Origin of the sequence: Rhizobium skierniewicense (assembly GCF_014196515.1) — a bacterium.
Classification (GTDB): Bacteria; Pseudomonadota; Alphaproteobacteria; order Rhizobiales; family Rhizobiaceae; genus Agrobacterium; species Agrobacterium skierniewicense.
This window is the reverse complement of record NZ_JACIDV010000001.1, coordinates 415,639-429,529: the sequence shown is the minus strand read 5'-3', so window position 1 is coordinate 429,529 and position 13,891 is coordinate 415,639. Positions and strand designations below refer to the sequence as shown.

Annotated in this window: 13 protein-coding genes; 4 read left to right on the top strand and 9 right to left on the bottom strand. The window is 56.4% G+C overall.

Annotated elements, in window-relative coordinates; genetic code table 11:
* Positions 1 to 112: 112 nt before the first annotated feature.
* From GGQ73_RS01905 to GGQ73_RS01885, 5 genes are all read right to left on the bottom strand, one after another.
* Positions 113 to 1,555 (bottom strand): DUF6880 family protein, encoded by a 1,443-nt coding sequence (locus GGQ73_RS01905; RefSeq protein ID WP_183893501.1) that lies wholly within the window; start codon positions 1,553 to 1,555, stop codon positions 113 to 115.
* Positions 1,556 to 1,931: 376 nt separating this feature from the next.
* On the bottom strand, positions 1,932 to 2,591 hold the full coding sequence (locus GGQ73_RS01900) for a 2OG-Fe(II) oxygenase (protein WP_183893499.1): 660 nt from the start codon (positions 2,589 to 2,591) through the stop codon (positions 1,932 to 1,934).
* A 9-nt stretch (positions 2,592 to 2,600) separates the two neighbouring features.
* Complete coding sequence (locus GGQ73_RS01895) at positions 2,601 to 3,827, bottom strand: hypothetical protein (RefSeq protein WP_183893497.1); 1,227 nt, start codon at positions 3,825 to 3,827, stop codon at positions 2,601 to 2,603.
* Positions 3,828 to 3,876: 49 nt separating this feature from the next.
* Positions 3,877 to 5,220: a fatty acid desaturase family protein gene (locus GGQ73_RS01890; protein ID WP_183893496.1), complete on the bottom strand. Its 1,344-nt coding sequence runs from the start codon at positions 5,218 to 5,220 to the stop codon at positions 3,877 to 3,879.
* Positions 5,221 to 5,305: 85 nt separating this feature from the next.
* Complete coding sequence (locus GGQ73_RS01885) at positions 5,306 to 6,226, bottom strand: DMT family transporter (protein WP_183893494.1); 921 nt, start codon at positions 6,224 to 6,226, stop codon at positions 5,306 to 5,308.
* 151 nt (positions 6,227 to 6,377) lie between these two features.
* Here GGQ73_RS01885 and GGQ73_RS01880 point away from each other — a divergent pair, with 151 nt between their 5' ends.
* Positions 6,378 to 7,769, top strand: coding sequence for an aminotransferase-like domain-containing protein (locus tag GGQ73_RS01880; protein ID WP_183893492.1), 1,392 nt, complete (start codon positions 6,378 to 6,380; stop codon positions 7,767 to 7,769).
* 248 nt (positions 7,770 to 8,017) lie between these two features.
* On the opposite strand, the gene GGQ73_RS01875 is transcribed toward GGQ73_RS01880, so the two are convergent.
* Complete coding sequence (locus GGQ73_RS01875; RefSeq protein ID WP_183893490.1) at positions 8,018 to 8,215, bottom strand: hypothetical protein; 198 nt, start codon at positions 8,213 to 8,215, stop codon at positions 8,018 to 8,020.
* Positions 8,216 to 8,494: 279 nt separating this feature from the next.
* Positions 8,495 to 10,585 carry a carboxy terminal-processing peptidase gene (locus GGQ73_RS01870; RefSeq protein ID WP_183893488.1) on the bottom strand — a complete coding sequence of 697 codons (2,091 nt, stop codon included), beginning with the start codon at positions 10,583 to 10,585 and terminating at the stop codon, positions 8,495 to 8,497.
* Between the two features lie 270 nt (positions 10,586 to 10,855).
* On the opposite strand from GGQ73_RS01870, the gene GGQ73_RS01865 reads away from it, so the two are divergent.
* Positions 10,856 to 11,464, top strand: a complete 609-nt coding sequence (locus tag GGQ73_RS01865; protein WP_174154868.1) for a J domain-containing protein — start codon at positions 10,856 to 10,858, stop codon at positions 11,462 to 11,464.
* Positions 11,465 to 11,510: 46 nt separating this feature from the next.
* Here the strand turns inward: GGQ73_RS01865 and GGQ73_RS01860 are convergent, their stop codons facing one another.
* Together GGQ73_RS01860 and phnF are read right to left on the bottom strand one after the other, a co-directional pair.
* Complete coding sequence (locus tag GGQ73_RS01860; protein ID WP_183893486.1) at positions 11,511 to 11,807, bottom strand: hypothetical protein; 297 nt, start codon at positions 11,805 to 11,807, stop codon at positions 11,511 to 11,513.
* 182 nt (positions 11,808 to 11,989) lie between these two features.
* Positions 11,990 to 12,715, bottom strand: coding sequence for a phosphonate metabolism transcriptional regulator PhnF (gene phnF, locus GGQ73_RS01855; RefSeq protein ID WP_252094093.1), 726 nt, complete (start codon positions 12,713 to 12,715; stop codon positions 11,990 to 11,992).
* 105 nt (positions 12,716 to 12,820) lie between these two features.
* Between phnF and phnG the strand changes: the two genes are divergently transcribed.
* Positions 12,821 to 13,294: a phosphonate C-P lyase system protein PhnG gene (gene phnG, locus GGQ73_RS01850; RefSeq protein WP_174154874.1), complete on the top strand. Its 474-nt coding sequence runs from the start codon at positions 12,821 to 12,823 to the stop codon at positions 13,292 to 13,294.
* Positions 13,294 to 13,890: a phosphonate C-P lyase system protein PhnH gene (gene phnH, locus GGQ73_RS01845; protein ID WP_174154876.1), complete on the top strand. Its 597-nt coding sequence runs from the start codon at positions 13,294 to 13,296 to the stop codon at positions 13,888 to 13,890. Before phnG ends, phnH begins: the two co-directional genes overlap by 1 nt.
* The last annotated feature ends 1 nt before the right edge of the window (position 13,891 follow it).

The window sequence follows — 13,891 nt, the reverse complement described above, 5'->3', positions numbered from 1 at the left end:
CCAGAATCATACCGGGAACTCCCTTCAGGCGCATCCTGTGCGTGATCTTCAATGTCGATTGGAGATCACATGGCGATGGCACGGACACTCGAAGGACGCTCGCAAGCTCGGGCTAGGATGACTGCACCTGGCTCCAGAACCCCGACTTCCGCCCGTACTCTCGTTTCAGGTCAGCGACATAAGCATCGTGCGACTGTCTGCTCCCGAAGTCCTCGATTTGGCTCGCCAGCGAGCCGCATTCTGCAAGGTGTCGTGCTGCGTGCTTGTATCGGCTCGATCGGCCATTTCTCAGAGTGAAGTCGATCATGGATCGAAGGACGACTGTCGCTGCTAGCGGCTGTTTCGCGGACAGTGCGTCCGCAACCGGCGTCATCAGTCCGTAGAGGTCCCCATCCAGCTCCGCCTCTCGCTTCATGACCAGCTTTGCTGCCTCTGCTGGTGAGGGCCAGCGCAGGAAAAAGTGCAGAGCACGATGGACGTTCGGGAATGCCTGCGCGTAGCCGAACGCCTTCGCCTCCGCCTCAATGTCATCGAAGTCGGGCAGGCGTTTGACATAGGCGCGCAGATGCTCATCGTTCAACGACTGCTCAAAACACCTCCACCGGAATGCCTGGGCTTCTTGACCACGCCCTAGTGCGTCCAGCGCCTGAATACGGGCCAACTCCCACTCGAAGGGGACATCCGTTCGTCTGTTCGTCTCAACTTTGTCGAGCACCTCTAAAGCTTCTTCGGCTCGTCCCGCTGATACGAGGCGGTTGGCGATGTCTGCTGCAACCATCGGCGTTGCGCGTGTCTTTTCGGGCTGTTGTGCGATATAGGCATCCACGTCGCCCAAAGCGTCAGCGATTTCCTGGAGAGCGATGCGGATTGTGAGGTCTTTATGGTTGCCGTAGACCTCGTCCTCGTAGATCGCGCCAGCACTGCTCCAACCGATGACTGTCCGGTCCGTCTTGCGAGCTTTCTCTTTCGGTTCTTTCGACCAGGTGACAAAAAGCGCTCTGAGACGCGTAAGGCCCTCATTCTCCAGAGCTGGGATCATGGCCGTGATCAGCCGGTCAAACTGGCCATAGCCGTTGTCCTGCAATGCCGTGAATATCTTTTCGGAGAGCACGTCGATGTCGATATTCGCAGCCTTGGCGATCGCCCCGGCATCATGGCATGCCTGATGGAAGCTCTGGATCAACAAACCGCTGCCGTCGTCCGACCGCCCAAACAGCGGATCTGCGACCGCCAGGAACTGCCAGATCAGCTCGAAGGCCTCGGCGGGGTCATGCGGCGCAACGGCATCAACGATCGTCTTGCGCTGGGTCTCCAGGTCCATCTTCATTGCCTTGACCTTGCGCCAATCGATGAATGTACGGGCGCGCATGATCGTTGACAGCCTCTTGCGAACCTCTCTGGAAACATCCGCGCTGCTGTGGCTGCCTGCGATCTCCATCCGGAGACGACGCTTGTGTGCGGCGCTGCCAGTGCTGATCTCAATGAGAAGCTCGGCAAGCCTTTGTGCGCCGAGCACCTCTAGGTTCTTCGCGTTGAGTGTCGTCTTGGCTGCCATGCGTCGTCTTCGATTTGCTTCGCGCCAACGTTAACCGGTCTGGTCCTTCTGGCCAAGGCGAGCGTGCTGAAATTATCCTTGGCAAAGGGGCTTCCTGCGCGTCATGTCGATCGCACCTGGAGATTGAGATGGCAGCAATCGTTAAACGCAGAGGACGCTCGCACGCACAGGTTCGTCGTCGAAGCATAAAACCCAAGTGTCTCCGCACTCCGGACAGAACAGTGCGCCGCCTTTGGCCGACCAGCAGAAACCGCAGACCCGGTCGGACGCGTCGCTCTCGCTCCGGCCCCATACGGAGGCGGGATCGATGTTGCGAGCCTTCTTGGTCAGGAAGGGTTTCCTGCAGCCCGTGGTCACCGGCTGCAGGACTGGCGTCTCAGGGAAGGACACGCCGGTTTTTACCAGCATGATCCGACAGGAAGAACACGAGTGACGTACGTTCGTCCGAGGTGACGGTCAGCACCTCGTGCGGGACCTCGCAACGACTGACCAGCACGGTGCCGTATTCGGGACGAAACACAGTCGGTTCGCTTTCTGTGGGGTGCACGACGAATTCGCCGCCTGAAAAGCTCTTGCCGAGCTGGATGACCACGGCCACATCGTAATCCGGGTTGCTGTCGCGGTCGACATGCCGTCCGATGAAGGACCCCTGGGTCATGCGATTGATCTGGCAGCGGCGAAGATGTTTCTCCGTGCCGAGAAGCCGCCGAAAGAAATCGCGCCTGCTCTCGTCGTCGAGGATAGCCAGGATCGCGTCCGAATGGGGCGAATTGACCCGGCGCGGCAGTTCTCCGGCAAGATCCACCACGATCCGCCGGACATGCAGTAGATTGGGCTCTCCCGCATCGCCGATCAGAACCTTTTCTTCCGGCAGTTGCGACTGCGCTGTGTCGATACGCTGCAGCTCTTCCGGCGTGAAGATGATCTCGGGGGGAAACATTGCCGTACCGCTATCTGCGAGCATATCGAAATGCTCGCTGGTGATCGGGATCGGGACAGGTTGGAACTCACTGACTTCACCAACATTCTTCAGCATATATTGGCCCTACTCATAGTTTCGTTGAAGATAGAGAACAGGAATTTCCGAGGCGATGGAATAAAAGCGCCCCATTTTATGGTCGTCCGCACCCAGGATGAGGGGATTTTGCAGGTCCTTGCTTGCGGCAACGATCTGCCCCATTGCCGCATATTCCGCAGCTTGCCTGAGGGCGATATCGAGATAGAAACCGTCTTCCCGATTCTTGCAGCCGTACCAGCGATCATAGAGCTCGCGTCGACCGAGCGCGGTGGCGCGTACCCACGGTTCCCGCCCAATGGCGGACAGGTCGCCGTCCCGTATGCGCAAAAGCATTTCCTTCCATCGCATCATCCAACCCTGTCGGCCGCCGCATAGGTCGGTGAAGGGATGGCTGGCAACGGCAATAGGCGCCCGCTGTTGGATCGTCCGCGCCTGGGCCGCGACCTTCCTCAGGAAGGTCGCATCATCAACGCCGAGGCGCTGGCAGGTCTCGTCGGAAAACCCTTCGAAATCGCCGGGCGCCACGAGATATCGGACATCCAGACCAAGCCGCTCGCAGAGTAGCGCGTGCAGCCGTGGCGCCGCTTGGAACAGATGGGCAGCCGTCACGCCGATATCCTCGCCGAGGCCTGCGAATGTGAACCGATGGCGGCGGGCGCGCACGCGCCGGTCGGGTCCGTTACCGGCCGCTTCTTCGGTTTCGTTGATGGGCTCCACCGCATAGTCAGGGCAGACCGGCGAAACGATGGTCAGGGTCTCGCCATCGAGACCCTTGCGCAGCCAGAGCGCCAGCTTCTCCAGCTGCGCCTTTTCCGGCGCGACGATCCCCACCTCGTGAAATACCACGCGGATCTCGGCTGCGATGTCTGGAAGTAGGCGATCGAGCGGATCCGCGGGTCTCGCAGTGTAGTGCGGAACCCGCTCCATCAGCAGCGACAGAAGGCTCGGTTTTAGCCCTTTATAATGATAATCGATGACGACCCCATCGTCGGAGATATGCCACCTGAAATCTGCGTATTTCTCCCTGATCATCAGGTAGAAAGGCAGATTTCGGCACTGCAGGCTGGGTATCGAGTTGCGTATTTCCCAATAACGGCGGTGGAGCATCTCCAGGTCGAGATTGATTTCGGGCTGATAGGGCGCGGATGGCGGCGCCTTGGTGGAGCTTGCTATTTCCTTCAAGATGGTTTGACTGAGGCCCCTGTCTATAAAGCCATGAGACAGGTTGTGGGCACGCGCGGCTTCCGGCGTCATTGCTTTCTCCTGACGAACTGTGAAAATATGGAAACGTGGAAGTTGAAACTTAGGCGGTTTCCCGCCCGCGCTGAGCAGAGTCCCACAATGGGCACTGGTTCACCTGTCGTGCGCTACGTTCGCGTTCGCGTGCCCATTTCCAGATACCGAAGGCATCTGTCTCGCCGTAGCAAACCTGGTCGCGGACGACTTTCCAGCTCTCGATAAGACTCCAGGTTTCGGCCATTGGACCATATTTCGAAGGCAGCCCCTCGGCAGCCGCGCGTTCACGGGCAATCGACCAGAAATTCACCCGGGGCGAGCGGTGATGGAAATCGTGGCTCGGCAGATCTTGCATGAAGGAAAACAGCTTGACCGGGAGATCGACGAGGAAAACCTGCGCCCACCATGTTCCTCGCAACAGCAAGCCGCGATAGCCCCGCTCATCGCGCGGATAAGGCCGACCAAGGAAACGTCCCCACGTCAGTGATGCATAGAAAACGAAGGGCGGGACGTCTGCCGGCCGGGTGGCAAACCAAAGGTGCTCGGTCGTGTGCTGTAACCAGGACGAATACTGGGTGACCACGAAAAGCGGTACCATGTAGTAGATGAGGAAGATGTCCATCGTACCGGTGGCCGCGACGACGGAAAGCACCACCGCCCAGAAGGCGATACGCGAAATGATTTCAGAGCGCTCCGGAATAATGAAATTGTGTCGCAGCCTAAAGAGGATGTGGTTCCAGATCGCTCGCGGGTGAAATGGTGCCAGCACCAGACGCTGCCAGAACAGCCGCTCCGGCATGCCGGGATAGAATCCGTGGTCCGTCATGAACTGTTCATCCGGATCATCCTCCGTGCAGAGGGATGTGCTGGCATGATGATCGCCTGCATGGATGCGATGATATTCGTCCCAGGTCAGGTGCATGACCGGAATAGACATGAACCACTTGCCGAGGAACCGCGCCAGTTGCTGGTTGCGGATGGAGGCACCATGGTTGGTATAGTGGAAAGTATGGAGCAGGCCGCGGGTCCTGTTGGTTACGATGACCCACAGTGCCAGCGTGCAGACCACCTTGGTCACCACGCCGATGTAGGGGCTGCTGTAAAGGTGGGCGCCAAGGACCAAGGATGCTGCGATCAGTCCCCAAGACCACAGAAGCTGTAGACCGAGCTGCCAGGGCGCGAGCAACGTTTCGACAGGACGGCGCGGCTCGTGCCGGACCGGATACTTCCCGGTCAGCCAGGTCCAGAACCATTGGCATGGAAGATGGGCATATGTAGCGCGAACATCGATCCCCCAGCCATAACGCGAGGAGCGGGAGCCGAAATCGGCGACGTCGGTCCTGTTTGAATGACGGCTTGTACTGCCGGTGGAACTCAATTCTAGGCGCGGGCAAGCATTCTCTCGAGGCATGAATATTTCCTCTCTTGTATCGCTGAAAATGTCTAGTATGAAATTAAATTGATATATAACAATATTGAATGATTGATCTATTGCGTTATCGGACGAGTGTTCTCTTACCTATGATCACAGTGGCGATGGTCAATGCCGTGAAGACCAGCGTCACGAGACTGAGATCCTCACCGAGGAACCAAACAGCAAAAAGCCATGTGAAGAACGGTTGGAGGAGTTGCACTTGGCTAACGCGAGCGATGCCACCAATCGCCAAAGCCTGATACCAAAAGAAAAATCCGATCAGGGAATTGACGAGCGCAAGAAAAGCAAAGGCGACCCATGGCACAACTGGCAAGGCAGCGAAATTATCCCAGTTGGCCGTCGCGATCGTGGCAGGTATGAGGAGCGGCAAGCTGGCAACCAGGGTCCAGCAGATAACCTGCCACCCCCCCAGGGAGCGGGCCAGTATGCCTCCCTGCGCATAACCAATCCCTGCCATTACCACGGCGCCGATCAGCGCCAAGTCACCGGTATAGAACGACAAATCCGCTGTACCACCCTGACTGTAGAGCGAAAACGTGAAAACCAGGGCGAAGCCGACCAACGCGACCACCCAAAAAGCAAAAGATGGCCGCTCTTTAGAAAGAAAGCAGCCGATAAGGGCCGTAGCGAGGGGAAGGCTACCAAGGACAATCCCTCCATGACTAGCTGGCACCGTTTTCATGCCCAGCGCCGTCAACAGAGGAAAACCGAACGCTATACCTGAAGCCGTCAGAGCAAGTCGCCCCCATTGTTGCCGTGTTGGAAACCGCTGACGAGTCGCCATGAGGACAACCACCGCACCCATTGCAGCAAGGCAACTTCTCCCCAAACCAATATCCCATGTATTGAGATAGTGCGTTAAATACCGCGTGATAGGGAGCGTAAGAGAGAAGGCCAAAACCGCTACTGTTCCGAGTATGAGGCCGATATTTTCGTGAGCTGAGGTTGTGGCGCGCGCGCCTGCGTTCTGCAATAAGGCCATTCAGAAAATTCCTTCTGCAAGCGTGTGCAGCTGATAATATCATCAGTCGAACAAAATGAACTAGAGCATTATCTAAAAATTTGCATTTAATGCACCAGTACAAAATGTCACGTCACAAAAAATGAGTCAAGCGTAAGGAGATGAAATGTGGATGCCTAAAATAGGCACAGGATCGGTCGACACCGCGCCGATCTATCTGCGCATCGTCGAGGCCCTGTCGCGTGACGTTGCGTCGGGTCATCTTGTCGGTGGTGACGCCCTGCCGCCCCACAGAAACCTTGCGAAGGCACTGGGAGTCAGTCCAGGCACGATTACGCGAGCTTACCTCGAGGCCGAAACGCGTGGATTGATTGAAGGGCATGTTGGGCGAGGCACACGTGTCAGCGGGCTTGCCGCCCGTGCCGGTCAGGCCAATGAAACCGCCAGTGCAAAACCACGATCCGAAGAGATCCGTAACCGCAATTTCGCAACGCTCAATCTTGCCCTCAATGAACCACCGATGGTGCAGTCGCTTTATCGTCTTGCAGACGTGTTTGCCGAACTCGGCAACAATCCCGAAAGCTGGCTCGACTTCTGCAGCTACGGCCCGTCAGCAGGCTTCGATGCGCACAGGGTCTCTTTCGCACGATGGATCACCTCGCAGGGCCTGCCAGCAGACTCGCGAAGGATGGCTGTGTGCAAAGGGGCACAGCATGCCATCAGCCTTGCCTTCTCCGTAAGCACGGCGCGGGGAGACACTGTGCTGGTTGAGAGCTTCACCTATACGGGCGTTCGATCTGCAGCGGCCCAGAACGATCTTCGGCTGTGTGCTGTTCCCATGGACGACGAAGGGATTTTGCCCGAAGCCCTCGAAGAGGCAGCCCGGCGAACGGGGGCTCGGGTTGCGTATTTGGTGCCGACCTTGCAGAATCCCACAACCAGCGTGATGAGCCTGAAGCGTCGGGAGGACATCATCGAGATTGCCCGAAGGTTAAATCTCATCCTCGTCGAAGATGATGTTTACGGCGCCCTTATCCCTGGAGCACCACCGCCACTGGCGGCGTTGGCGCCCGACATCTGCTTTTACATCAGCAGCCTTTCCAAAACCGTCTGCCCGGCTCTGCGAACAGGATTTATCCTTGCGCCCAACGACCGTTTTTTCAGCGCGATTAGCAGTCGGCTACAAGCAACCATGATCACGGCTACGTCCCTTGATACGGTCATTGCCTCTCGCCTGATAGAGACTGGTGCCGCTCGGATCATCATTGACGACGTGCGTACAGAATCTCAACGCCGGACACGGGCGGCGCAAGAACTACTGGGCCCGGACGTCGCGCTCAAATCCAAGGACGGAGGCTTCCATATCTGGCTGCCGATGCCCGCCGAGAAAGCCGAAGAGGTTTTGTCGGCGGCGGTCGTGAACGGCATTGCCATCACACCGCCAAGTTCTATCGAAGGGTCCGGAGATGGCCAGTCGGGACTGCGGCTCTGTCTGGGTGCGCCCAGTTTCGAGGATCTCACAGCAGGTCTCAATTCGCTGCGACCCTTGCTCATCTCGACGTAACAGGCCCTATAACTGGGATGAACCGGCTAGACGAGAGCCCCTCCCCCACACGCGCGCAGGCTTAGCGGTTTGACCGGGGTGTCAATCAGCGCACACAAATTTGTTGTCTTCAATCACTGCATAACAACAGATTTAATCTTCACGAACGTCGTCGGCGCAAAAGATGCCGCGATCAACAGGTGAGTCCATTGCCGCATTACGCGAATGAGACGCGGTCGGGCCGCGCCTCATTCAAAACGTCATAGGCATCAGGCAGCACCAGCCGGGTCGCCGATCGGCAACAAGGCTGGGTTGAGTGTCGGATCGTTTGGGTTTTTCGTGTCACCGGGATCACTGATGGGCGGGACGGGTGGCTTTTCCTGCACGCGATCTGGAATGCCGGGTGTCGACGTTGGGCCGCGTGGCGTTTCTGCGGGGTTATCTGGAGCCGGGTTGATATCTCTCATGACATTTCTCCTTTAGGGTACTGCCAAGCAAACTGGTGGTACGCCAACAGGTTCCAGAACTATCGTTATTTCGCGGCTTAAACGGATAAAGTGAAACGGCCTTCAGACCATGGAGGTCACATGCATCATCCACCGCGGTATGATCTTCATGGCGATTTTCTTTTGGACAATCCGCTCGATTGGGCGACACATGTTACCCACCGACGTCGAAGAAAAGCCGCCGACCTGCATGTGAGCTCTGGTCGGCGACTTGATGCTTTTGAGCCTGTTTTGCAGACTTTACTGCTTTTTCTTGACGTCCTGCGACAGGTCTGCCTCATCGGCAACGATCGTTGCTGCCTCGATCTGTAGAACGTCTTTTGCATTTTTCCGAGCGGTCTCGATCGCGAGATTAGCACTTAGACTGCGCTCGTTTGCTTGCAAACCATCATCACTACCGCGCATAACCCCGTCGTCTGCCTCTCCGCGCGCTTTCAGACGATCCGCCAACGCGGTCATTTCATTCCTGCGTTCAGCTTCATTGAGAGACAAAGTTCGTTTCTCGCGTTGGGCCTTGAGGTCGGCGACATCCGCTTCAAATCGCTGAAAAGCCTTGTCGTCCTTGATACGGGCCTCATGGCGGCTTTGGAGTTGCGGCAACAGAGCGCTTGTCGTTCCTTTAGCGGCATATTTCGCAGGCTTGATTTCGGAAAACGGCAATGCGTTGTCGTAGCTCGATTCACCCAGCAGCTTGGGATCGGACAGACCCGGCAGGCTGATGTCGGGTGTGACACCATGCAATTGCGTCGTGCCACCATCGATACGGAAAAACTGTGCGATGGTGAGTTTCAGCTGGCCGAATTCCGGCTTGGTGTTGCGGGCAACCTGATCGAGATCGACAACCGTCTGGACCGTACCCTTACCGAAACTCGGCTCGCCCACGATCACCCCACGGCCATAATCCTGTATGGCGGCCGCGAAAATTTCCGAGGCCGAAGCAGAACCGCGGTTGATCAGAACGCCGACGGGACCTGACCATGCCGGCGTTGACAGATCATCGCTTTCGACCTTGATCTTGCCCTCTGCGTCCCGCTGCTGGACAACCGGCCCCTTGCCGACAAACAAGCCGGTCAAATCAATTGCCTCCGACAGGGATCCGCCGCCATTGTCACGCAGATCGACAAGCACGCCGTCCACATTCTCCTGCTTCAACTCTCCAAGCAGCTTGGCAACATCTCGGCTGGCGCTTCTGTAATTCTTGTCACCTTTTCGGCGCGCTTCAAAATCCTCGTAAAAGGTCGGCAGCGTGATCACGCCAATTTTGCGCGTGACACCATCCTTGAGCACGGGGACGATCGTCTTTTGAGCGGCCTGTTTTTCCAGGCTGACCTTGTCTCTGATGAGAGTGATAACACGGTGGTTTGCATTTCCACCCGCATCTGCAGGCAAGATATCCAGTCGAACGGTGGAGTCTTTTTCACCCCGTATCATTTGGACCACTTCATCCAGCCGGGTTCCGACAACCTCTTTAATCTCGCCATCCTGACCCTGCCCCACGCCAATGATGCGATCGCCAACGGCAAGTTTTCCGGACAATTGGGCCGGACCACCTGCAACGAGTTCACGAATTGTGGTGTAACCATCACGTTCCTGCAGAACGGCACCGATACCAACCAGAGAAAGTCTCATCGAGATGTCGAACTCGTTGGACGCTGCGGCACTGAAATAGTCGGTATGAGGATCCACTGCCGTTGTGTAGGCGGCCATGAACGTCTGGAACACGTCGTCGCTCTTGTAGGGATAAACGCGCTCCAGAATATTCTTGTAACGCTTGTCCAGAGTATCACGAATCGCCGTATCGGCCTGACCCGCCAGCTTCAGACGCAGCCAGTCACTTTTAACCCGCTTGCGCCAAAGCTCATTGCTCTCCTGCGCAGATTGCGCCCATGGGGCATCCTCTCGGAAAAGCGAATATTCTTCTTTTGCTGTGAAATCGAACGGCTGCTTGAGCAGGCCACGGGCGTAGGTCATGCGATCGACGACCCGCTGGGTATAAACGTTGAAAATGGAAAACGGAATTTCTAGGTTTTCGTCCAGTATCCCGTTATCGATGCTGTTTTTGCCAACCATGAAGGTGTCGATATCAGCCTGCATGAACAGCATCCTGTCCGGGTCGAGAGACTTGATGAACTTGTCCATGATTTTTGCGGAGAGCGCGTCATCGAGCGGAACAGGCTTATAGGCATACCTCCCAAGGAACTGCGCACTCAGATTGGCGGCTTGCGCCTGAGTGCTGGATGGCTCCAAGACAGGAGGTTTCGCGAGCTCTTGAGAAAAAGCAGAGGACGCAACAAACAGAATTAAGCCAACAAAACCATACTTCATGCGCATTCAGCGTTATTCCTTATCGACGTCTTGAATCAACTCTACTGAAATCTAGAGAGCAATTGTGATTTTTTAACAAGTCCGCACCGTGTGTCTTGAACACAATGATGCGATCATTACACGATGTGCAGCAGCCAATTCATCATCAATTTCCCACCATCGTCTCACAGATAAATGGCGCGCAATTCCCTCCATGCATATCGGGTGCGCAAAAACCATTGGGCAGGTCGCGCAAAAACCCTTGCCGGGATGGCGCACTGAGTCCATACACACGTCATGACGTCTGATTCAAAAATATTCGTTGGACTGAAGTCCGCGCGCAAAAAATCGACAAGCGCTAGCGAGCCGACAGGTCCGAAATGTCAGTGGGACGGTTGCGACAAGACCGGTACGCATCGCGCACCTGTTGGACCCATGGCCGAAGGACTGTATCTCATGTTCTGCATCGAGCATGTCAGAGATTACAACAAGGGATACAGCTTCACGTCAGCCCCATCGAGCGATGAAGTGGCGCGCTACCAAAAGGAAGCTGCTGAAGGTCGCCGCGTGACCTTTGGCACACGGGTCGACCGGTCGACGGAAATTCCGATGCCCTCGACCGCACGCTCCGGTTCTGCAAAAGCATTGAATCAGCGCAAGACGGCAGCTCAGCGTCAGGCGCAAAAAGCCGATCTTCAGAAACGCAAGCTCAAGGTGCTCGAAGCAAAGGCTTTCGACACGCTAGGCCTCGAAGCAGATGCGACGCCTGAAGATATCAGGCGCCGTTACCGGGAAAGGCTTAAGATGCATCACCCAGATGGCAACCAGGGCGACCGCACCTCGGAAGCAGCGCTTCAAGCGACGATCGAGGCACACAAGATACTGAAGCTGAATGGCTTTTGCTGACGCGTTGTGATCGTCAACCGTAATGTCGCAATAAGGGGGTCGTGTTCTAATAAATCTTGGAACGCGACTTTGCTGCGAGGTCTTCGATCATGACCGAAGCGTCTTTCAACGCGCTTCGACATTGATCGACAGGAACGTCACCGACGGCCAAATCAGCGGAAATCTTCTCTAGAAACGTCACGGCATCGCGGACGTTTTGCGCTGGATGTCTGTCGATCTTGTCTCTCAAGTCCCGCACCGCGACAACGGCGTGATCAAGCAGTTCACGGATTTTGGCGGGGTCGGTGTCTGAAACGTGTTCAGAGGTTTCCAACAGCTCCGAGATGAGTGCGGCATAATTCATCGACAAAGCTCTCCAGGGTTAACCCACCGTATGCAGACCACACGGTCGGCGTGGTCCTTTGGTTCTAACAGCTTAAGCGGTGAGAACAACCTTGATACGGTTGTCTTTTTTCCCGAAAAGTTTTGTACAAGCCCGGTCCGTCTTCCAGTTTCGCTCTGTATGTGATCGCGGAAAGATAGAAGCTATGGCGCATTCGAGAAGACAAGTTCCATACGGTCTGCCAAGAAACGCGTGACGATGCTTTGTACGGGTGCATCGTTCTGATCGATATCGATTGCCCGACTGACAAGGACGATACTATCGGGCGCACAAGTGAGGAAGCTGACATCGCGAGATGATGCGCGTTCAGCGGTCAATCTCGTTTCCTTGCGCCGATAATCCGCAAGACCCTCCATTTCCAGTGCCTTTGTGATGGAGCCGGTCTCGGCATAGGCGGCGATGATCCCGGGAAACCGGTCTGCGGAAAAAAGAGAGGTCGATCTGGACAGCGGAACACCGGCTGCCACGGCCAGATGCTCCATACGATGCAGCGGCGCTCCGATCTTGCAATCCAGCAGGCTTGCCTGTGCAGCGTTGGCAACAATCAGCTCGGCATTGATCAATCGCCCCGATGGCTCCAACGATTGTCGCATCATGTTTTCGGAAAAGCGGGCCCTCGTGCCAATCGGATAAACAATGCGCTGGGGCACCGCATTGACGAAGGTGCCGCGACCGCGCTCAGCGCGAAGAAGCCCCTCACTGGATAACGCAGCGATTGCTCGCCTGACGGTATGGCGATTGACCCCGTACTGAGACGCCAAGGCGCCCTCCGTTGGCAATTGATCGTCTATCGCCCCCTCGCTGATGGCATTGCGGATGCCGTCTGCAACGCGCCGCCACCGTGAAACGCCATCATCGAGATCGTCCACGCAAGCCCTCCACAAACACCAGGCTGTCATTCTTCTGTCACCGTATTGAGTGTATATATCAAATATGATTAGTTGTCTACACAACTAGATAAATATGGATGAGAGATGACACGCATCAAGCACCCCTTTGACACTGCAGTTCTCTCAAGAAAAAGCGCTCTCGACATCCTGTCGGCGGCGCCTGCTGTTCTGCTGGATGAACGTTACTCGCGGATGGCTCCATCGCTGCCCACCGCTTCACCGGTACGCGGCCCGGAAATCGGCACCGTCATGGTTCGAGGCAGAATTGGCGGTGGTGGTGCCACCTTTAATCTAGGCGAAGCGAGCGTCACTCGTGCAACGATCAAGCTCGTGACAGGTGAGGTCGGCCACTCCATCGTGCTGGGCCGGGACCAAAACAAGGCACGCATCGTCGCCCATCTCGATGCGCTACGGCAAATCGACACCTGGCAGCAACGTATCGATGACGAAATCACCCGGCCCATCCTCTCCGCAATCAACGACGAGAAGCAAAAGCGCGCCGAAGAGACGGAAGCGACAAAGGTCGATTTCTTCACCGTCACACGAGGAGAAGACTGATGCAAACAGCAACATTCGATGGCGGCTTCACCGATCCTGTTTTCGCCTCCCAGAGTGTTTTCCGAGCGGTAATGGATGCTTTTTCCAGACCTGGAACGAACGTTGATCTCGGCACCGTCGCAACCGGCCCTGCGCCCCTCACCTGCGCTGCCTCTGCCATTTTGCTGACGCTTGCGGATTATGACACCCCGGTCTGGTTTGAAAACGCGGGCGACATGCAGAGTGCTGCCGAATGGCTGGTCTTCCATTCGGGCGCACCGGTCACACCAGAGCAAGGCAAGGCAAGCTTTGCGGTTCTTAGTGAGAAAAGCCGAATTGATAACTGGAAAGATTTTGCTGTGGGGACGATGAGCTATCCCGACCGCTCTGCAACGTTGATCCTTCCGGTTCACGCCATGACTGGCGGGACCATGCTGCAACTCTCCGGCCCCGGGATTGAAAACACGCACGCCATTTCACCATCCGGCCTGCCGGAAGGCTTTGCCAAATGGGCGCTGGAGAACAACGCGTCTTACCCACTGGGCCTCGACGTCATCATCGTTTGTGGCAGCGAGGCGTTGGCCCTCCCGCGCACAACGCGCATCAAGGAGATTTGAA

Excerpts from the sequence above, each read along its gene's own strand:
- GGQ73_RS01865 (WP_174154868.1), top strand. The coding sequence starts at position 10,856 with ATGACGTCTGATTCAAAAATATTCGTTGGACTGAAGTCCGCGCGCAAA.
- GGQ73_RS01905 (WP_183893501.1), bottom strand. The coding sequence starts at position 1,555 with ATGGCAGCCAAGACGACACTCAACGCGAAGAACCTAGAGGTGCTCGGC.
- GGQ73_RS01900 (WP_183893499.1), bottom strand. The coding sequence starts at position 2,591 with ATGCTGAAGAATGTTGGTGAAGTCAGTGAGTTCCAACCTGTCCCGATC.
- GGQ73_RS01875 (WP_183893490.1), bottom strand. The coding sequence starts at position 8,215 with ATGAGAGATATCAACCCGGCTCCAGATAACCCCGCAGAAACGCCACGC.
- phnH (WP_174154876.1), top strand. The coding sequence starts at position 13,294 with ATGCAAACAGCAACATTCGATGGCGGCTTCACCGATCCTGTTTTCGCC.
- GGQ73_RS01890 (WP_183893496.1), bottom strand. The coding sequence starts at position 5,220 with ATGCCTCGAGAGAATGCTTGCCCGCGCCTAGAATTGAGTTCCACCGGC.
- GGQ73_RS01885 (WP_183893494.1), bottom strand. The coding sequence starts at position 6,226 with ATGGCCTTATTGCAGAACGCAGGCGCGCGCGCCACAACCTCAGCTCAC.
- GGQ73_RS01860 (WP_183893486.1), bottom strand. The coding sequence starts at position 11,807 with ATGAATTATGCCGCACTCATCTCGGAGCTGTTGGAAACCTCTGAACAC.
- GGQ73_RS01895 (WP_183893497.1), bottom strand. The coding sequence starts at position 3,827 with ATGACGCCGGAAGCCGCGCGTGCCCACAACCTGTCTCATGGCTTTATA.
- phnG (WP_174154874.1), top strand. The coding sequence starts at position 12,821 with ATGACACGCATCAAGCACCCCTTTGACACTGCAGTTCTCTCAAGAAAA.
- GGQ73_RS01880 (WP_183893492.1), top strand. The coding sequence starts at position 6,378 with ATGCCTAAAATAGGCACAGGATCGGTCGACACCGCGCCGATCTATCTG.
- GGQ73_RS01870 (WP_183893488.1), bottom strand. The coding sequence starts at position 10,585 with ATGCGCATGAAGTATGGTTTTGTTGGCTTAATTCTGTTTGTTGCGTCC.